General features: G+C 46.8%; 19 protein-coding genes. All 19 read right to left on the reverse strand.

The window, feature by feature from the left end; genetic code table 11:
- Positions 1-31: 31 nt before the first annotated feature.
- From MHH46_RS28350 to MHH46_RS28440, 19 genes are read right to left on the reverse strand one after another with little or no spacing between them, the layout of a single operon-like run.
- Positions 32-1,309: a cation:proton antiporter gene (locus MHH46_RS28350; protein ID WP_076194004.1), complete on the reverse strand. Its 1,278-nt coding sequence runs from the start codon at positions 1,307-1,309 to the stop codon at positions 32-34.
- Between the two features lie 45 nt (positions 1,310-1,354).
- The gene (locus tag MHH46_RS28355) at positions 1,355-2,437 is read right to left on the reverse strand and encodes a hypothetical protein (RefSeq protein ID WP_076194003.1); all 1,083 of its coding nucleotides are present in this window, start codon (positions 2,435-2,437) and stop codon (positions 1,355-1,357) included.
- A gap of 20 nt (positions 2,438-2,457) precedes the next feature.
- Complete coding sequence (locus MHH46_RS28360) at positions 2,458-3,177, reverse strand: 4'-phosphopantetheinyl transferase superfamily protein (RefSeq protein WP_076194002.1); 720 nt, start codon at positions 3,175-3,177, stop codon at positions 2,458-2,460.
- A complete protein-coding gene (locus MHH46_RS28365) occupies positions 3,177-3,443 on the reverse strand; it encodes an acyl carrier protein (RefSeq protein ID WP_076194001.1) in 267 nt (88 codons plus the stop codon). Before MHH46_RS28365 ends, MHH46_RS28360 begins: the two co-directional genes overlap by 1 nt.
- 12 nt (positions 3,444-3,455) lie before the next feature.
- Positions 3,456-4,436: a hypothetical protein gene (locus MHH46_RS28370; protein ID WP_076194000.1), complete on the reverse strand. Its 981-nt coding sequence runs from the start codon at positions 4,434-4,436 to the stop codon at positions 3,456-3,458.
- Positions 4,437-4,481: 45 nt separating this feature from the next.
- Entirely contained in the window at positions 4,482-5,465 is a 984-nt protein-coding gene (locus tag MHH46_RS28375) for a Gfo/Idh/MocA family protein (protein ID WP_076193999.1), read from the reverse strand.
- 24 nt (positions 5,466-5,489) lie between these two features.
- On the reverse strand, positions 5,490-5,735 hold the full coding sequence (locus MHH46_RS28380) for an acyl carrier protein (RefSeq protein ID WP_076193997.1): 246 nt from the start codon (positions 5,733-5,735) through the stop codon (positions 5,490-5,492).
- A gap of 33 nt (positions 5,736-5,768) precedes the next feature.
- Positions 5,769-7,295, reverse strand: a complete 1,527-nt coding sequence (locus tag MHH46_RS28385) for an amino acid adenylation domain-containing protein (RefSeq protein WP_076193995.1) — start codon at positions 7,293-7,295, stop codon at positions 5,769-5,771.
- 5 nt (positions 7,296-7,300) lie between these two features.
- Positions 7,301-8,437 carry a hypothetical protein gene (locus MHH46_RS28390; protein WP_143762778.1) on the reverse strand — a complete coding sequence of 379 codons (1,137 nt, stop codon included), beginning with the start codon at positions 8,435-8,437 and terminating at the stop codon, positions 7,301-7,303.
- Between the two features lie 18 nt (positions 8,438-8,455).
- Positions 8,456-9,463 (reverse strand): hypothetical protein, encoded by a 1,008-nt coding sequence (locus MHH46_RS28395; protein ID WP_076193992.1) that lies wholly within the window; start codon positions 9,461-9,463, stop codon positions 8,456-8,458.
- A gap of 18 nt (positions 9,464-9,481) precedes the next feature.
- Positions 9,482-10,687 (reverse strand): DNA glycosylase AlkZ-like family protein, encoded by a 1,206-nt coding sequence (locus MHH46_RS28400; protein WP_076193990.1) that lies wholly within the window; start codon positions 10,685-10,687, stop codon positions 9,482-9,484.
- A gap of 10 nt (positions 10,688-10,697) precedes the next feature.
- Complete coding sequence (locus tag MHH46_RS28405) at positions 10,698-11,960, reverse strand: nucleotide disphospho-sugar-binding domain-containing protein (protein WP_076193988.1); 1,263 nt, start codon at positions 11,958-11,960, stop codon at positions 10,698-10,700.
- The gene (locus MHH46_RS28410; protein WP_076193986.1) at positions 11,957-13,174 is read right to left on the reverse strand and encodes a radical SAM protein; all 1,218 of its coding nucleotides are present in this window, start codon (positions 13,172-13,174) and stop codon (positions 11,957-11,959) included. Before MHH46_RS28410 ends, MHH46_RS28405 begins: the two co-directional genes overlap by 4 nt.
- A 35-nt stretch (positions 13,175-13,209) precedes the next feature.
- Positions 13,210-14,952: an ABC transporter ATP-binding protein gene (locus MHH46_RS28415; protein ID WP_179088218.1), complete on the reverse strand. Its 1,743-nt coding sequence runs from the start codon at positions 14,950-14,952 to the stop codon at positions 13,210-13,212.
- 58 nt (positions 14,953-15,010) lie between these two features.
- The gene (locus tag MHH46_RS28420) at positions 15,011-16,837 is read right to left on the reverse strand and encodes an ABC transporter ATP-binding protein (RefSeq protein ID WP_081387935.1); all 1,827 of its coding nucleotides are present in this window, start codon (positions 16,835-16,837) and stop codon (positions 15,011-15,013) included.
- Positions 16,838-16,878: 41 nt separating this feature from the next.
- Entirely contained in the window at positions 16,879-17,478 is a 600-nt protein-coding gene (gene folE, locus MHH46_RS28425) for a GTP cyclohydrolase I FolE (protein WP_076193982.1), read from the reverse strand.
- A complete protein-coding gene (locus tag MHH46_RS28430) occupies positions 17,465-18,544 on the reverse strand; it encodes an HAD family hydrolase (RefSeq protein WP_076193980.1) in 1,080 nt (359 codons plus the stop codon). Before MHH46_RS28430 ends, folE begins: the two co-directional genes overlap by 14 nt.
- Positions 18,545-18,580: 36 nt before the next feature.
- A complete protein-coding gene (locus MHH46_RS28435) occupies positions 18,581-19,711 on the reverse strand; it encodes an acyl-CoA dehydrogenase family protein (protein WP_076193978.1) in 1,131 nt (376 codons plus the stop codon).
- 13 nt (positions 19,712-19,724) lie between these two features.
- Positions 19,725-19,982 (reverse strand): acyl carrier protein, encoded by a 258-nt coding sequence (locus MHH46_RS28440; RefSeq protein WP_076193975.1) that lies wholly within the window; start codon positions 19,980-19,982, stop codon positions 19,725-19,727.
- Positions 19,983-19,987 lie beyond the last annotated feature (5 nt).

Genomic DNA, 19,987 nt, shown 5'->3' on the forward strand with positions numbered 1-19,987 from the left:
AATGGGGACTCTACATACACTTTTTATGAAATCATTCCTCAAGAGGAAGCGGATGCGGGCTTGCAGCCGGGCGAAGAATCGTTACGGCTGGGGTTCGGTAGATCAGCTTCAGACCAAGGGCGCTGCCGATCGAGGTCACAATGGCCATAATAACCAGGCTGACATAAATTCTCCTATCAATGACCTGGGCTTCAAGCGCAATCGAGGCGATAATTATTTCCACGGCTCCTCTGGCGTTCAGTCCCAATCCGATCGTCAGTGCCTGGTTCCAGCGCAACCCTCCCAGACGCGCACCGACCGAGGATCCGAGAATTTTCCCTATACAGGCGAACACAACAATAATCAATACCAATTGGAGGTCAAAATCCTGAAAGAAGTTGGCCTTTAGGCCGATCGTCGAGAAATACAAGGGCGAAAAAAAATACGTACAAATCGAAGACAAGCCACCTTTCAGTGTTTTAATAGTGTCGTTGTAGAATTGATGCTTGAACAGAATACCCATTATAAAAACAGCGAAAAACGGATGTACATGGTTTTTTTCAGCCAATGCGGCGATCAGGACAACCAGAAAAATAACAAAGCCAATGTTCGCTCCCTTTACACGTGTCAGCTGCTGATTGATGAACGACTTTAGCCATTTGAAGACCAGCACCATAATAAAGGGAAACGTCACGATGGTTAGCATCCGGGTTGCAATTTGAAGCCCCGACCGATTCTCCTGCGAGATCAGGAAGATACCGCCCGCGAATAGACTCCAGCCGATCAAATCATTGATGATCGCCGATCCGACTATGATCGAACCAGTCCGTGTATTCAGAATGTTCAGATCCGACAAAATCTTCAGAATGATCGGCAAGGCAGAAATGGAGAGCGCCACACCCATAAACCCGGCGAGATAAACCGGATGCAGATTTCCCGAGCCGGAAGTGAAAACTTCGGAAAAGACAAAAATGATTCCAATTCCGATCAACATGGGAACAATCAGACTTAACACGCTTGTTATGATAATCGTCTTCCGGCTATTGAAGAAATGCTTCAGTTCAATTTCCAGGCCCAGATAAAACATAAAAAACAACATCGCAAACTGGGTAAAATAACTCAGCGGCTCGGAAACGCCTCCGGTAAACCCCCACATTTTCGAATACGTTTCGGGTAGAAGGCCCATGATGCTTGGACCGAGTAAAATACCCGCGAGCAATTCTCCGATAATTGCCGGAAGATTGATTCTTCTGGCTAGTCCGCCCAGGCTAAGCGCAGCTAAGAGCAGAATACTGATCTGCATAAAAAACAGAAATAGATCGCCTTCCACCTGTCAACCCCCGTCCCGATTTTAATGATTTCTCCTACCAGTCGGTCACAATCCCTCCATGAGAAGCAGCAGCGATTTCTGACTCTTCATTATTTGTTCCAGACTTTTCTCCACTTTGCTTTGAATATAATTCTCATGTTTTCCCCGCATACGGTTGGCCTGCATGATGCTTGACAGCTTAATAATGTTCACGATCAGTTCATCCAGGTCTGATTTAATTTTCTCTACTAGAAGGGCGTCCTCCACTTCGCTGAATTCTTCGAACAACAGCCTGAGAAAATGAAAACTGAATTTCAGGTCGAAAAAACATTTCCACAGCGCTTCTCTCTCCTGAACATCCAAAACCTGCGTAATTGCGTCCCGGTAGAATGAGCCTAATTGCTGCAAGGCATTAATGCCGTAGTAAAAATCTCGATTGCCTTCCCGTACCGGGCCCCGATGGTAATGGATCTGTATGATTTCACGCAAAATATCCCGGGCCAGTACTTGTTTGTCCGGCAGTCGTTTTTTGTCCATATGGACGTGGCACACTCCGTTGACCAACTGCTCTTTTACATCCTCAAACTCGCTAATTTCCGGGATATACCTCAAACCTTTCCAGAATTGCATCAAATTATCACCGTCGATATCTCCCTGAAATTTATTTGGGACCGGGTCATACAGTTGATATGACGTAAAATCACCACCCGTAACGGCAAGCCAATGCGTCATAAGCATCAAGCGGCCATCCCGGACAATGTTATCCACGAAGTGTCGGCTGTGATAATCCTTGGATTGTGGCAAATGATACGTCGTTCCACCCATAATCAGGCAGTTGTCCTGCTTGAGATAGCGATGAAGGTAATCCTGCTTTGCACTTTCTTCGATTTCAATAAACTCCAGTGTCAAACCCAGCTTTGTCTGTAAATACTGGCGTCCTAGCCGTTGAACGTCCCACATGTATACTTCGCCTCTAAGATCCGTTCGGTCCAGGGCGAACGTCGGAACGCTCAGTAGATCGTGATTTGTCAGAAGATTAATACCAATATCATACCGGTTGGCGTTCAACCACATATTGATCAAAGGATATAGACATGGGATATAATAAGGAATATCCATATCCGGGATTGACTTTTGAACGGTTTCCAAAACGTTTGGCCTCCCTTACCTCATAATACTGTTGTTTGCTTTCCGCCATACTTACCCGAGATGAACGCGAGCACCACCGAATGATCCTCTACAGTCATTACAAGCTCAGGCGTGTTGTAGCAGACGGCCAGCTTGTAAACCTCCTCATACTTCTGTAGATACAAACGACAGTCCTCCACCGCCAACTCATCGTGCACACAGTAGCCATCCTCCATACTCGGCCTAATTTCAAAGCTGTTTAACGGCTTATTTAGGCCGTATCCCAGCATTTTGATATAAGCTTCCTTGCAGCTCCAAATGTCAAAGAACTTGGAAGTTCTGCTTACAGGATCTTCCCCGGATAAAATAAAGGCATGTTCTTCCTCCATAAAAAAACGCTGGCTGATCTCCAAATCCAACTCGTGAACGACCTGGATATCCACACCCACTACGTCCGGACTGACGGCGCAGCACACCCAATCACCCGAATGGCTGATATTGAACTGAACCCCATGCCCACCGTTTAAGTGCGGTTTACCAAATCTTCCGTTGACAAGCGCTATGTCGCCAATACCCCAGTCCTTCTCCAGCACATAATACAACAGGCATCTGGCAAACAGACTCCGCCTTCTCTCAGGCAGGGACCGAATTTCGCCGAGTTGCAACCGGCCGTACAAAAAGGTCTCGTCTATCTCCAGCTCATCGAACCGTGTTTGCATCATATACATTTGAGTACAGGTTCCCTTATGCATACCTCTCATCAAAGCACCTGCTCGTGCCGCTTTTCGGAAATGAGCCGGACGAAATCGTCAAAGGTGGAGAATCGTTCCAGACTCAAATAATCATCGTCGAATTCGATATCGAATTCTCCTTCCAGCCGCACAATCAGCATAACGAAAGTAATAGAGTTAAGGGTGTAATCGCTTAGTTCGTACTTCATAAAATCAAAGCTCAATGGTTCCCTATTAGCTTCGGCCACTTCATTCACAATTTCCCTTACAATAAGTCCGATCTCCGCTTGTTGCATTGCTTCTCACTCCTACAAGTAGTTAAATAGAGTATTCGCATGTTTTAATTTCTCGTAGAACTGCGTTTCCTTGACCAAAATGTCGTTGAGATAACGGATCACCTTCTCCTTAACCCCATCAAATTTACCGGATAGGTACAATTTGAGCATGTACTTATGGAAAATATCCCAGCTCCTGTAAATCTCATGCATGTCCGTGGACAACCCATGAATCTTTTCGGATTGGCTTCGGTGAGCGATAAAAGCAAGTAGCTTGGACATTTTGTTTCTGTTCTTCCGATAGCGGTCAAAGTTAATATAGAACAGTGAAACGTCATAGCCGGGTACACCTTCAATTTCTGTGGCAAAGTCGAAATACCGGCCGAAATCCGCAGTGAACTCCTCCAGCGATTCCAGAGATCCGTATTTCTCGTAGTTCGCCAGTATATCGGCACCGATTTGCTCGTAGCGATATATCTGGGACGAGGTCAGTTCGTATCTGTAGACTCCGAGCAGCCCATTGTCCAAGTGATTAAAGGGTAGAGTCACCCCATTTTTACCGTAGAAGCTGTCCGTACAAATGAAGCTACACCGGGAACGATCAACACCGGAAATGACAATACCATGATCGATATGTTTGGTTTGATATTCCGCGATCCACGGGCACCAAAAGCCGTCGATATCCAAGGCAACGGGCCGGGAATCCTTCAGCTCATCCATGACAAAACCGGAAATATCCGGTTCCGTAGACTTCTTAAGGTAATGAAATCGGATACCGTGGTACTGGGCCAAATATTCGAGGTTATGGCCAATCTTTTCGTCATGCTTCAGCAAAGGACCGAACATGTAAGGTCCGGCTCCCAGATCGTGGGTGACATAAGCAAAGTGCCAGGCGTCTTTGTACATCAGCATGTGATCCTTACCAAGAAAGGAGGCGATGGTGGCCAAAGACTCCTCGGTGCAATTTCTTGCGTCGTCATGATCGATTAAACTTACTGGTATGAGAAGTTCCATCCTTACCCCCTGTGTTTCAATGGACTAACGCCTGTTCTCAAGGTTCTAGACCAGCACTCGCACTCCTCGTTCAAAGGATTCTATGATTCGGTTTGCCAGATACAATACTCTGTAGCCGTGGCTCGCCTTAACGGGAGGATCCTTACCAAGCACAAGGGCTTTGCATATTTCGTTAATGTGCTTGTCCAGGTTGTAAATCACATCACAATCAACGGAATTAAAAAGACTAGGACGCCACTCTACTAGATCTTCGCTTCCCATGCTCTGGAAGCTGTACCTTTTCACGAAGTCTTCTATCCTTATTTTTCCTTTTGTTCCTGTAATTTCCATGAATTGGGAAGGCCGGTAAAAATCAATGGAGTCATAAGAACCAACAAGACTCCCCACCCCCCCGTTCTTCAGCTTAAACGCCACACTTAGCGAGGAGCACCCTTTTTGCGTCACATTTGTCATCTCGGCCATAACGGATTCAATCTCACCGCACAAATGTTCAATCAGATCCAACCCGTGGCATTGGCTCTCGATAAGATTTCGGTATTCGTGATCCGCGCAGCTGCCTTGATGCTCAAGCTTCCACAGGACGATCAAAGGATCGCCCAGCTTGTTTTTTTGGATCGCTTTATAGGCATACTGCACAGGTTTGCCAAATCTGTGCATGAAGTTGATCGAGACAAAGGTATGCGTCCTCTCGATCTCCTGTAATAACCGTTCTCCTTCCGCGAGAGAGAACGATAAGGGCTTTTCGATCAGTAGTGGCACTCCCTGCCGGATTGCATAGAGCGTGTCCAAATAATTATGCATTCCGTTCAGGCAGATACTGACCAGGTCGACCTTCTCACTGCGGTACATCTCGCGGATATCGGTGTAAGGACGAATGTTATACCGTCCGGCGATTTCCCTCGTCTTTATTTCATCCCTACCGACCACGGCACACAGTTTCGTATGCCGGTTTCGATCGAAGGAAATCAGGTGCTGATTCCCCCAGGGTCCCGTCCCTACGACGGCCACATTCAGATGTTCCTTATCCATTTAATCTCCCCACCGCTGAATACTTCAACTGATCTTCTGTTCCACATATTTCACCAGATTGCCGAAGGTCTCAAAGCTGTCGAATCCTAGCATATCAATATCAAATTCGATGGTATATTCGCTTTCCAAATCGAGCACGGATCGAATAAAATTAATGGAGTTTACGCCGATCGTATCGAGATAGCTGTTGTTCTTCACTTTGTCCATATCGACAGAAACATCAACATGGCTTGTAATAATCTCTCTGACTCTCTGTTCAACGGAATTCATCTTTTCCACACTCCTTCGTTATGGATCTCCCCGTCATTGAGGGACCGTCAGATTCTCCAAGCTTATCAAGGCGTTTCGGTCAATTTTGAAATTCGGGGTATAAGGCAACTGGTCTAGCCGGATCAACTGTTCCGGGATCATGTAGCCGGGTAATACCTTTCGCAGGCTCGAGATCAGCTGCCGCTCGTCTACACTCCCATCCGACACATAATACCCACACAAATAGGAATGACCGTTTTTCCCAGTCTTCGGCACAACGGCGACATGAGTAATAACTTGCTGCCATAACAGAACCGATTCGATCTCACCCGGTTCGATCCGGAATCCACGGATTTTGACCTGATGGTCGTTCCTGCCCAGGAACTCGAAAGTCCCCTCATCCGAGCACCGGACCAAATCGCCGGACTTGAAGATCATCCCCCCGTCTTCAAACGGATTTTTCCTGAACTTCTCGGCGGTTAGCTGTGGCTGATTCAGATAGCCCTTGGCCACCTGAGGCCCGCCGATATACAGCTCCCCGATCACCCCCGGTTCCACTTCCTTCATGTCCGGATCAAGCACGTACACCTTCACACTACGAAACGGTTTGCCAATGGTGATGGAATTACGGCTCTTCAGATTAGCAGCCATGCACCAGATTGTAGACTCGGTGGGACCGTAAAGGTTATAAATGTTGGCGTCCGTGTAGGTCCGGATATGCTCCAGCACCGGTAAAGGCAACGCCTCTCCCCCAAGTAGCACATCGGTCACCCGCCGAAGACAGTCAAGTTCCTTATCGTAATCCAGCAGTAGTTGCATAGCGGAAGGCGTCATCTGAACTATGTCTATTTCCTTCTCGGAAATGATCTTCTTCAGCAAATGCGGATTTCGCTGCTCCCTCTCGTTAGCGATTACGATCCGCATGCCGTACAAGAGGGGAACCAGTAGTTCCAGCAGTGAAATATCGAAGGAAATGGTTGTTAGGAAGAGCATTGCACCGCCGTCCGGGAATGCTATCTCGCCGGTGATGCCGTACACGAATGAAGCTAGCGCTTCCTGGGTAATGACCGTGCCCTTTGGCAAGCCCGTCGATCCGGATGTGTACAACAGGTATGCAGCCTCGTCCAGATTCGCTGTCGCGGGCTGCAGTCCGAATTCGTCCACCAGGTCGATCTCCTCGTAACCGACCGTATACTCATAGTAAGCCAGACTGGGCACAAGGCTCTGATTAACGATTATCAGTTCGCAGCCGCTGTCCTCAACAATATGTCTGATTCGCTGAGGCGGATACTGCGGGTCGAGCGGCAGGAACGCCGCTCCGGTCTTCATAATACCCAGCAACGCTACCGACAGGTCCAACGTCCGGTTCATAAAAAGACCGACAACACTCCGACTCGTAACCGCCCTCCGTTGCAAAAACGCCGCCACCCGGTTCGACCGCTTGTCCAGCTCTTCGTACGACAAAGCTTGTTCACCGCAGACGAGTGCCGTCTTCATCAGGTTACCGTCTAGACGTTCTCGAAAAAGCCGGATATAGGGAACGAGAGTGCCGGTATCCAAGTCATAACGGTCATTGGGCATGGCAATCAACCCTTATCCGCATAAATTACTTTGTTATCAGCACTTATTTGCTCAATCTCTTTCAGCCCTTTTTTCCAGCGGTACACATTCTCAGCATCCTTGATATGGTCCATCAGTAACCGGGTGCATTCGATGTCCTTGTCGCGCAATTTTTCGTATAGCTGGATGACTTTGTTCTTCACGCCTTTATCCTGGCTAACCACGAATTTTATAAGGCTGTTTCTGCAGGATAGGGCGAACTTCTCCAATTCGTCAAATGCACTTAAATCCGTGAATGATTCATCCAACACATCGAGCTCCTTCATATAGGCTGCCCGCATCTTCATAGCTTTGGCATGGCTGTACACAAAATTGAACAACCGGAAGTCCATGTATTTCTTGTCCAGCTCCTCACTGATCGCATCATAACATTTAACACCGAACCGGATGTTATTGTAGGGGTCTTCAAAACCGTCCAGATAACGTTTGAGTGCGTACTTCAGTTCACCTTTGTTGAGACTGATTTCGGTCGAGCTGTACTTGAAGGCCAGTAACCGCTCATGCTCCAGATTTTTGCTGCATTCATAGCTACTATAGGCCTTGATGAAGTCCTCATAGCTGACTTCCCTGAATTTGAAAGCTACATTCCGGTCGAAGGGCCCGTAGAAGTCGGCCACGTTCAGGATCTTTTGCTCAGTGTCAAAGCCATAGATCAGCGTGCGGCTGTTGTAATGGATTCTCTGGTTGAATAAGGCGACCGGAATGTAAAAGCAGTCAATTTCCAGAAACATATACAGTCCGTTGGAAATACATTCCTCAATCAAATCCGTTATCGTCTCATACTTTTTCTCCAGCGTATCCCGGTCCCATTCCACCCTACTCAGAAGCTGGCAATCGTGAATCGAGCTGTCCGGAAAAGGCTTGTCAAAATAATTATGCTTTGTCCCTTCCGGTCTAAAGCAATGCAGCTTGGTCGAGAATGGCTTGTCGAATGACATCGTTTGGATTCCGTCCGTTTCATAGCACCACAGATCGATAAAGTTTCGGATAAACCACTTCTTCATGTTGATATCATCCTCGTGTACCCACAGCACGGACAACAGATCCGCATCGTCCACATCACACGAGAATGGCGGCTTGGCAACATCCAATATTTTCCTCATTATTTCACCCTTTCTAAATTACCCCATAAGATTCATCAACAGTTCACAGCATTCGGCATCAAGTTCCTTCAGGTTCAGAAGCTCCTGTCTCACTTTACCTTTGAGGGTTTCGTTCTCGACCCGTTCTGTCATGATCTGATATTTAAAATGGAAATTACGAACCCGCAGGCTGTCCTCTTCCAGTTGGCCAAACTTTCGGAAGGAAGCCGATGTGAGGTCCAGAAGCCCCAGGGCTTGCAGATACTCTGCCTTCACCCGTAGCAGCATGTTACGCTCGTGTAGCACATGGAAGAAGCCCCAATTCAGACAGGTCCCATCCGACAGACTTTCTACGGCGCGATCATAAAGGGCCAGTCCGCCGATGGCTTCGGCCGACTGTGTTCCATGAACATAGTCGGCCAGGGAAGAGCGGAAGGTTGAGGTGTTCCACTCTCCGTTTTCCTCCGTGTACTTCCTAAGTAGGTAGACATCGTGAAATACCGGATTGATACCTTCATCGAATGCGTTATAGGCGTTATACACGTCCTCATAAGTAATCGGCTCCAGCGCGTATTTCCCCCCTTTGTAGCCGTCCGCTGCATACAACAGCCCGGAACGATGGTCGTATCCATAGAACATTGTTTGATGGTTGAAATGCCGCTTCCGGTATTCCGCGGCGCAAGGGAGATAATACTTGTTCAGGGACACGGCGACGTAGAAACCTTCATCTATCGCCTGTCTGATCCAACTTGCCACGCCGTCCGGTCCGACATCGGCCCTGTCGAACTTTCGGTATTCCAGTAGATCACAATTCAGCAGAAGAGACTCGCCGTAGTTTTGCGTGTAGCTGAGCGAACAATCGGCATCGGAGTATGGGTCGTTGATGATGTACAGCCCAGTATAGTGGTCGATCACCCATTGCTTAAAACGGTCGACGGTTTCATGGGTCTGTAGAACCGAGAACAAATTGGCGCTGTCGGAGTAAGAACTGAGCAACGGGTCAGCCATGTTCAAAAAACGCTTCTCTTGCGGAAATGAACCGATCAATGAATGTCACCTACCTAATTACATAATTTTGAGTAGCGATTCCGCAGTCAGCCCGTCCGCCTTCAGATAGGAGCAAAAAGCCTGCAGCGCTTCCGTCACCGCGGAGATTGTGTTGTCCGTTACGGCGACCCCCTCCTCCCACCACCATTTTTTGATACTAAGCGGCTCGTTCGCCCGGTGTTTCTCGGGCTCGAATCTGGCCACAAGTTGGTTACCGTAAAGCACCGGAAGCACATAGTAACCGTATTTCCGACTAGAAACGGGTTTGTATACTTCCCAGCTGTACTCGAAATTAAAAATGTCCTTGACCAGCTTCCGATCCCATAGCAGATTGTCTAGAGGAGCCAGGAAAAAGGCTTTCCGGTCCACATCTAAAGCCGTCTTGTTCAGAATGGCCATATCTTCGGCCCTCATGTAAAACGTCTCCTTCAGGTCCCAGACCTTAAGTCTGATCAACTCACCAGCTTCGGACAATTCATTCAGCACCTGGGCTCGCAGATGCTTGTCCGACACGAAGTGGCCGAGCCAGCCCCCTCCGTTACGGTCCCAATAGGCCCCTATGCTTCCAATCCTCCTCTTGAAATACCATTTATAAAAGGCATGGTCGTCCCCGAACGGATCTGCCCGCTCCAGAATGTCCTGTGGCAGCAGATTCTCGGTCAGATCATAGATCTTCTGGGTGTTTTTCTTTTCTTTCACCGACAAGGATCCCATGTTCCACATGTAATCCATGGTGGCGCTTGACAGTTTTCCATGGCCCCAGCGTCCGTTCTCAGCGCGGCCAAGGTCCAACCGCGAAGGGGATACGGGACCGTTGTTCGCAATGAATTCCCTGACGTTATCCACGTACTTGAGCGCTTCACTCGACTTTCGGTATGCCAGAATTCCCTCGGTCTCTTCCCTCTTTCTGACCCGAAGCCTTTGGAAGTATGGCCAATCCTCCAAAGAATAAATCGCCATCATCTTATCCCATCCGTCAATTAAATCCCTTGTCTCGTAGAGGAGCTTGTCCAGTAAGTCTGGGTCGTAATCGTTAAAGCGGGACTGAAGCACAAGATCGGGATTATGCCCGACCATGTTCAATGGGTCATACTGAATACAGCCCACTCTCTTGATGAATTCGATGATACCCAGCCGGTCAGCACTGGGCTTCGTTGGGAGCAAGCCTTGATAAGCGATCAGAAACGTTCTCAGATCTTCTTTGGAAACTTCTATACTGTCCATTTCTTCCTCCTTACAATACATTCTCTAGGGTGATGGAAAGGTTGGTGCTTGCGTTCCGGAGTGAGGCTCCCAGTCTGCGCGATCTAACGTTGTAACTATCGTCTGCCAGCAGCAATCCGATCCTGTCCAGCAGACAGAAAGATGCTACATCCCCGGACATCATAACCCCAGCCCCCAGTTCTTGAATCCTTCTGGCGTTAATTAGCCGCTCGCCGGATGTTGGAATCAGAAGCATCGGCAATCCCTCCATTGCAGCTTCACTAATGCTACTTAGTCCACCGTGGCTGACGAACACCCTCACTTGCTTCAGATATTCCTCTATCGGTAAATATGTGTGACAGACCACGTTGGTAGAAACGCACACCTCTTCCGTCGCCCATTGATCCAAATTGCGAGTGATAATATACGCGGACAAACCGGAAGCCGACAGTTGTTTAATGATGTCGTTCATTCGCTCAGCTTGCTCCACATCCTCGATCTCCCCCATGTACACCAATAAGTCTTTTAAGGGTGGGGCATTCTCCAGTACAGGTCTATTGGGCAAGTTACCGTCTGCTGGCTGTCTACCGATAAAACAATACGCCTGTTCGGCCTTCTTCAAGTAACTTTCCGGATAGAGCTCACGTGAACTTGCCACGATATTGGTCTCGCTGAAGAAGCTACTGAAGTAATCGAAGTCCATCTTCGTTTGGGCACTAAGCCTTTTGGAGAAGTCATCCAGCATGTCGACCGTGCCTTTTCTTGAGAATAAAGGTTTATCGGTGTCAAGAACATAGTTCATCCTCAGGAAATCATCAAGGTTCTCATCCCGTATCGAGCCGCACGGCAACAACGTCGGAATCAGGGATATCGGCGTCAGACCATAGGTTTTTGATACTACATATCCAAAGTAGAGATAGTAATCATACAGGAGCAAATCGTACTGACTGAAATCCTCCTCCAGATTTTTTAAGTATTTTTTGATACACCGCCATCGGTACAAATAGCTAGCCTCAAGCACCTGGCCTTTCTTCTCCGGTTCTGTTCGGGCTATCCTGTTCTTGGGGACTACCTGTTCGTTAGCCGGTGAGAGGTTTCTGCCGAAATTGAAGATATAGTCCAGAAAGTACTGATTATAAATCTTTAGCTTCATATCGGGATTATGTAGAATCGCACGGTGAGAGTCCTTAATATAAATCGTGACCTCATGTTTCAACCCCGTCAAATAATCGAACAGATGAAGAAACGGTTTAACATGACTTTCTTCAGGGAGGGTCAGGACAACAATTTTCATGTCAGACTCCCGGTTCTTCTTTTCTCTTTTCTCAATACTGACGATAGGCTCTTTAAGGTGAGTTTCTCGTCAGTACTGAATAAGATAGTTATCGATTTCTGAAGATTCCCAATCTTTTTTTTGTCGATCAGCGATTGCTGCTCCTGTTCGTCTAGCCAGCATAGGAAATCTTCATTGTCCATGATATAGCCCGTAATGTTCCGGTTTAGCCTTTTTATCAATCGTTTGAAGAAATGGAAACGCTCTATGCTGTATTTATCAATGAGCCATAAATTAAAGCTGTGATCGGGATAATCCATAATTTCCCCCATTTGAATTTTCCTGAAGGATAGGTTTCCCTCTATATTCTCAATAATCAAATATTCAAACTTGTTGAGAGCATCGTACATTTTCCTGCTGCCCGGTTCGTAGTTGTCAATCAACAGATCATTGTCCGGCGTATTGATCCAATAATTGGGGTTCGGAGCGCTCTGCCCCCACTCCACATAACCCCGATAGAGCGTGCAGTATCGGCAGGATCTTATCGGCTCCTCAAGTCTTTGCTCGATTATAGTCGAGGTCATTCCCTGCTCGAACAAGTCAATACCGTCACTCATGTCAGAGAGCGCAGTTCCATATTTCTTGTCATAATGTCTTAGACTGATTGGTCGTGGGCATTTATATATTCTCCCTCGATAAAGATTGGTGGAGTTGTATATTAAATTGCATCTTTTGAAAATCTTCTCTACATCCTCTAGATTGTCCTCAAAGGTATAATCGATCTCGAAGCATACTGGCTTGTATTCAAAATTTACGACGCCCTCGTCCTCCAACCGCTGCCGCCCCTCAGCAATATAAGGCTGATTTTTCTCTTCCGGGTAATTCGAAATTTGAACTGTAATGTCGTTCCCCCGAACTATCTCAAAAAAATCCTGAGGCATTTTTCTAAGCAGCATACCGTTCGTAACTAGATGGATGTCCGCTTCTGGTTGATAGGTTCTCGTCAGCTTGATGTATGTAGCTACATGCTTGGACAGAAGCGGCTCCCCTCCTAGTAACCGAATTTTCTTGATCTTCACGCCAAGCTGCACCAGCCGTTTCATATCTTTCTCGTAAGTTTCCACACCGTATTCATCGGCCTCGGCGATGTTTCCAAAGTCGCAGCATACGCTACAGTTTAAATTGCAATGCTCCGTAATTTTGATTTCCAGATAACTCAGGAGGAAATCGTCCATAATTATCTCTCCTTTGGATAAAATGTGTAGCTCTTCTAGCGAACATACCATTCGGCTTGGGACATATACATTTCATAGTATTTACCCTTTTGGCTCATCAGCTGTTCATGGCTACCGTCTTCCAGAATGGAGCCTGAATCCAGCACGATAATTCGGTCTGCTGATTTGACTGATGCCAGACGATGGGTTACGAAGATAGTCGTTTTGTCTTTAGCTATTTCGTTGAAGCGTTTGTACACATTGGCTTCCTCTATCGGGTCGATGGCCGAAGTAGGTTCATCCAGCACGATAAGATCGCTTGACTTGTATAGTCCTCTTGCAATAGCCAATCGCTGCCACTCTCCTCCAGACAGATCAATCCCTCCGAACGAGCGGCACATCATCGTCTCAATTCCATCCTTTAACCCGTCTTTGTTGTTGTTAAATCCCGATTTAGTTAAGGTGCTATCGAAATACTCCCCATCATAGGGTTTGTCAATTTCACTAAGCATGACATTTTCTTTAAGTGTCAGCTTATATTTGCCGAAATTCTGAAAAACCGCCGAAATCCTGCTGTACATGCTCTTCTGCTGTACGTTGGACATACTGACGTCGTTGTAAAGAACTTCGCCCTCAGACATTCGAAATAGTCCCATAATAATTTTGACAAGTGTCGTTTTGCCCGATCCGTTCGTGCCCACGATTGCCAGTTTGGTGCCCTTGGCGATTTCCAGATCGATATTTCTCAATGATTCTTTATCTTTATAAGGATAAGTAAAGGAAACATTCCGCAATGTGAGTTTTTCCAGTTCGGGCAGCTGGATTTCCTCTCCTGAACTCTCTGGAATCGCCAGATAGTCGTAGAGCTTGCCCGCCAGATTCGCATTCTGGTAGATGTTACCGAACAGTTCCATCATATCGCTCATACCGTTCATCAATTTATTCAGCGAATAATAGACAGCGGCAAATATCCCAATTGATAAATCTCCATTCAACAGGGAATAGGTGATTAAAGCGAAGGAACCAATATAGCCCAAATAAGTGATAAAACTGAGCAGCAAATCAACCAGGCCAATTTTAAGATTGGCTTTCCATTCCTTCTGATTGCATTGGTGGAGCTTCTCTTTGTATAAGTCGAAGAAATACGATCTCGCGTTCAAGGTTTTCGTTTCCTTGTAATACTCTTTATCCGTAAGACATTTTTGATAATATTCCATCTCTCTCGTGCTCTGTACAAGCTCTTCCTGTAATTTGTACAGATTGGAGCCTTTTATCAGCTGGGAGATGAACTTTGGAATGAAGAACAGGAAACACAATAAAACAAGAATGGGCTTGATCGAAAAGAAATAAATACTGATGCTAACAAAGAACACCAGATGGAAAATTACACCGTTTAACAACAGAATGGTCGATTTAATTGCGTGATGAACACCGCCTATGGCCATACTGATTTTTTCATAAAGCTCCACCGACTCGAATTCTATCAATTCGAGTCTTCCTGCCTTAGCGTTCATGTCTTTCAGGATCTTGCTCATGAATTTCAGAAAGTAGTCTTCATTTAGAAAGTTATGATAACCATCGATGAATTGATATACAATCAGAATCAAACCCGCCCAGACTATAATGGAGGCGGCCTCTCCCCATTTTCCTGAAATAAAGGCCATGGAGACGGTATCGAACATTCGCTTCATGATATCGATGGACAGGAAGTTCAGCGCCGCCAAACATAGGGAGATGAAGATGTAAAAGATGAAGTAACCAGGTAATTTCTGAAATCCATATGATAAGGTCCTGCTCATTATTTTTGGGAAAGACATCGTTTTAGGCTTTATCTTAGTTTTATAATTCATCATAGTTTTAGGATTCATAGTACCATTCCTTCTGTGAATTAAACATGTCATAGTAAATCCCTTTGTCCTGTATTAACTCCTCATGGCTTCCACATCCGATAACCTGCCCGTCGTCAATGACCAGAATAATGTCTGCAAGTTTGGTAGAACCCAGGCGATGTGAAATGAAAATGGTTGTATCCTCTGATGAAATTTTGGAATAATGCTTATACAGGTTGCTCTCTTCCAGCGGGTCAAGCGCCGCCGTCGGTTCATCCAGAATACGAACGGTATCGCTCTTCATCAACGATCGGGCCAATGCTATTTTTTGCCACTGCCCGCCCGACAGGTCGATTCCGTTCGGCAGAATTTTACCCAGGGGAGTATCGAACTGCTGAGGAAGCTGCTCAACATTTTTTTTGAGTCCCACATATTCAGCGATTTCAATCACTTTAGTCCTGTTTATCTGCTCCTTACTGCTGAAATGATGGGTATCCCCCAATGCGATATTCTCACCCACTGATAGCGAGTACTTGGCAAAATCCTGATATACAATCGAGAAAAGCGTGTGCAACGTATGGGGCTTGATCCGGTTAATGCTGATTCCGTTAATAAGAATCTCTCCCCGGTCCGGCGCGTAAAGGCCGAGCAGCAATTTGGTAATCGTACTTTTACCCGAACCGTTCTTCCCTACAACCGCATAATGCATTCCGCTCCGGATGTTAAAAGACATGCCCTTCAGGATATACGTGGACGTACCCGGATATTTGAAATACACATCCTTAAATTCAATCGTCTCTATTCGCTGGATCGGTATTTCCTTTTCTAAAGATTGAAGATCTATAGCATCCTCTTCATCCTCCAATTGAACAAACCGATTGAGATCCTTCATATATTCACTGTCCCGCGACAAAAATCCGATGATGTCAGACATCTGGTGCGCCATTTTATCCTGCAGCTGAAAGATTGCCGTTATGAGCGAGATGAAATAGCCCAGGCTGATTTCTTTGGTTTTCAAAGGTGTCAGCAGCATGAAGGTAAAGCCGATACAGGTGATAATAATAAATAAGACGGAAAATTTGTTGATCGCCAGCCATTTAAATTTGACCTTCTTCGATAAATTTATGGCGCCATTGAAATATTGCTCGAATTTTTCGTTGAAATAAACAGTGAAGCCAAATAACTTGCGTTCAGATGCCAGATCGCGACCGCGGAGCACATCAAATTCGATATACCCCGATTTCCGGTCAAGGTCGCTAGTAGACCTCAGTGTGTTGTAAATATCCCGGTGCGAGATGTAGGAAATCAGCACTAGCGGAATGGAAACGATAAATAGAATGGCACCCAGCCACCATTTCAGATTGAACACCAGCCAGCCTACCGCAACAAAGTTAATCAAAATGCCAATCAGATCCACAAGATGCCTGAACACTTCATTAATGGCGTAAAACCCGGGGTTTTTGACAATCCGGTTCAACAATTCACTGGTTTCCTCATTTTCCACATGCTCATATTTTACCGACAGCTGTTTCTGAATAATGGCCGTATTGAAACTTTCTCTCAGACTGATCGTGACCCTGGAGAAAAGAATCTGGGACACAACGGCGTACATCTGAAGATAGCCGATTAACAGAAAGATCAATAGCAGGGGCGTTAGTACATCGCCGAAAGGAGTACTTTTGTTGACGTAATCAATCGCCGCATCGATAAAGCTGGAATTCATGAGAATCAGCAAGAACGGAACAATACCATTGATTGCGGCAAACACCAGAATACAGACTACTGTAATCGGGTTTGTTCGAAAGGCAATAGAAATAGAGTCGAACAGGTTGTACTTTTTTTTCTTTAAAAGCATAATCGAGCTCCTTTGAATTCCCGAAGTCTTTTTACGTATGCTTACTCGTGTCTAATATAATGTAAAAATTCAATTTTGCGGTTGTAATCGGTTTTGAACACGCCCCGGCTGACAGATGTAGTGGTGATCACTCCCGGCTTTTTGACGCCTCTGGCACACATGCAAAGGTGCTCACCTTCCACGATTACGATTACGCCCAAAGGCTTCAAATATTGTTCGATCATATCGGCTATTTCCGTTGTCAATCTCTCCTGAACCTGCAACTTGCTGGATAGTGCGTCAACCAACCGTGCTAGCTTGCTAAGACCAACGATTCGATCATTGGCAATATAACCGATGTGAACCTGTCCGTAAAAGGGAACCATATGATGTTCGCACATGCTGAAGTATTTAATATGGCTCAGGGCTACCAGCTCATCGTAATTCTCATTGAATGTAGCCGACAGCAGCTCCTCACAATCTGCGGAATAACCTTTGAAAATTTCCGTGTACATCTTGGCCACTCTCATCGGTGTATCCAGCAGCCCTTCCCGATCCGGATCCTCTCCGATTAGCCGCAAAATTTGACGTATATAGCCGGAAATCTCCTCAGTGTTGGCTTGGTTACTGTCTGGAACAAACAGATCGCTAACTTTTACCATAAGGCAGCCTCTCCCTCATATTTTCATGCGTTTCATTTGGTGTGATGATCTTCATATAATCCGGGTATACCGCCTGATTGTGCAGGTCATGCTCCAGCACAATAACACCTTTCCCGTGATCCAATGGCACTTCGGCGAAGCCGGCAAACTTGTAGGTGGCATACATTATCCGGTTGCGGTCATTTGGCAAGAACTCAGCCAACAGCCTTACGCCTGCCAACTTCGCTTCTCTTTGGATATAACTGAGCAGAACCGTTCCCACACCCCTGGACATGACCCGGCAGGACATTAGCATCAGCTTGATGGTCCAATCCCGGGAACCACATTCCACCAGCAGGAGGCCGATTTTTCCGTAGTCCCCGTAGCGATCCTTGAGATCCGCCATCAGCAGACGATAATCCGATGACCGCCTAATGCTGTCAAGTTCCTCATAATCATATGTAATACCGGTCGAGTTCAGCTGATGGGTTCGAACAGTTAACTCCTCCGCGCGTTTCAGGTCTTCCGCTTCCGCCTTGGAAATGGACATTACCATATTTAACTCGGCCAGGAACTGCTCTTTATTCCCCGTGAAGCTATGCTCGCTCTCGTTCCTTTGCTGGTTCTGCATATACATTTCCCGGCGCCGACGGGAATCATCGGTGATAAACCTTGGCTGCATTTCCGGGTAATCAAGAATTTGGCTTATACAAACAGCGTCTATCATCATCACACCGGGCAGAAGATCTGCAACTTCATCCCGTTCAAAGGGCTGGTCATCAATAAAGGCAACCGCGTCTTCCGCAATGTTCAATCGTGTGATAATAGTCTGTACTGCCTCGGACTTGGGATTCCAATGAATTTGCGGATAAAGAAAAAAGTGTTCGATACCGAACTGTTTCAGCTTCCGCATCGCTGTGTCGTAATCGTTCTTACTGCTGATGGACTGAAGAATCCCCCTACAGTCGAGCGCCTTTATCGTCTCCAAGACAACACTACTCGGCACCACTTGATCTCCTTCGCTAAGGACGCCGTCCCACAGGGTATTATCCAAGTCCCAGACCACACATTTTATACTTTTGACCATCGTTTTCAGATGCCCCCCCCGGCCGACTCGGCCCGTCTACATTCTCCGAAAAGCGTGCGTTGCGATCATCGACTCGTGAATTTGTGAGGTTCCTTCGATAATCTCGTAAATTTTCGAATCCCGATAATGCCTCTCTGCCGGACTTTCCGCGCTGCACCCGATGGCTCCCTGAATCTGCACCGCATCAGCGGCTGCTTTAGCGACCATTTTGGACGCAAAGTATTTCGCATTCCACGTTTCCATAATGGAGTCCGGGTCTCCCTCGTCCTTTAGACGCCCCGCACTTTCACACAAGACTCGGGCTGCTTGAATGCCAACCACCATCTCGGTTATCATTTTCTGGATAAGCTGATGGTTTCTAAGCGAGTTGCCAAACTGTTTTCTCTTGCGTGCATACAACAACGATCCCTCCAGACAGGCCTGAGCCAAACCAACGCAACCGCAGGCCACTGTATATCGGCCGTAATCAAGGCAGGACATCGCGACATGGGTCAGTCCCGCGCCTTCAGAACCCAGCAGGTTCTCCAATGGTATCCGACAATTGTCCAGATGCAATTCAGCCAGCATAGACCCTCTGACACCCATCATTCCGCGGATAGGCTGAACAGTCAGGCCAGGGGTACTCTTTGGCATTAGGAAGGCGGTCACCTTCTCGTTGCAATTGGCGAAAATAACGAACAGATCGGCCAATTGCCCCATCGTAATCCATTTCTTGTGCCCATTCAGCACATATTTACCGTCCTGGATAACGGCTGTGGTCTGAATACTTTTCGCATCCGTTCCTGCCCCGGGCTCGGACAAACCAAAAGCACCGATGACGGAACCCTTAGCTAGCTTGGGCAGCCATTCCTCACGCTGCTTCTCCACGCCCCAGCGGTCGATGGCGATTTCTACCATCCCCTGCACTGTTAAGACTCCCCGGGTCGAGGAGCAACATCTGCCCAGTTCTTCGTTCAAGCGACCAACATCCACCATGTTCATCTCTTGTCCTCCGTAACGCTTCGGCAGGAATGCACCCAGATAACCTGCCTCCCCCAGCTTTCGAATCAGTTCAACCGGAAGGTGCTCATCGCGGTCAATCTGGGCAGCCAGTGGCATTACTTCTTCCTCGGTGAACCGTCTGAAATCCTCATGCCGAAAGGTCTGAAGAATCCCGGAAATCCCCATGTTTTTCCCCCCTCTATTCGCCTGATGACCGTAGCATAAGACGTTTTCTTTCCACTAGTTCGGTAATGGAAGCCAGCGTCTTGAATTGATTCAGATCCATATCTTGGTTCTCAATGCGAATTTTGAATTCCTTTTCCAGAAAAAGAATCAATTGCATCGCAAACAACGAGTTAATGGAACCAAGCGCAAAAATATCATCGTGCAGGCCGATCGTATTGACACGGAACATACGAAGCAGAAAATGTTCAATTCTCAACTGAACCTCATCCATCGGTT

Source organism: Paenibacillus sp. FSL H8-0175 (assembly GCF_045040615.1).
GTDB lineage: Bacteria > Bacillota > Bacilli > Paenibacillales > Paenibacillaceae > Paenibacillus_AQ > Paenibacillus_AQ odorifer.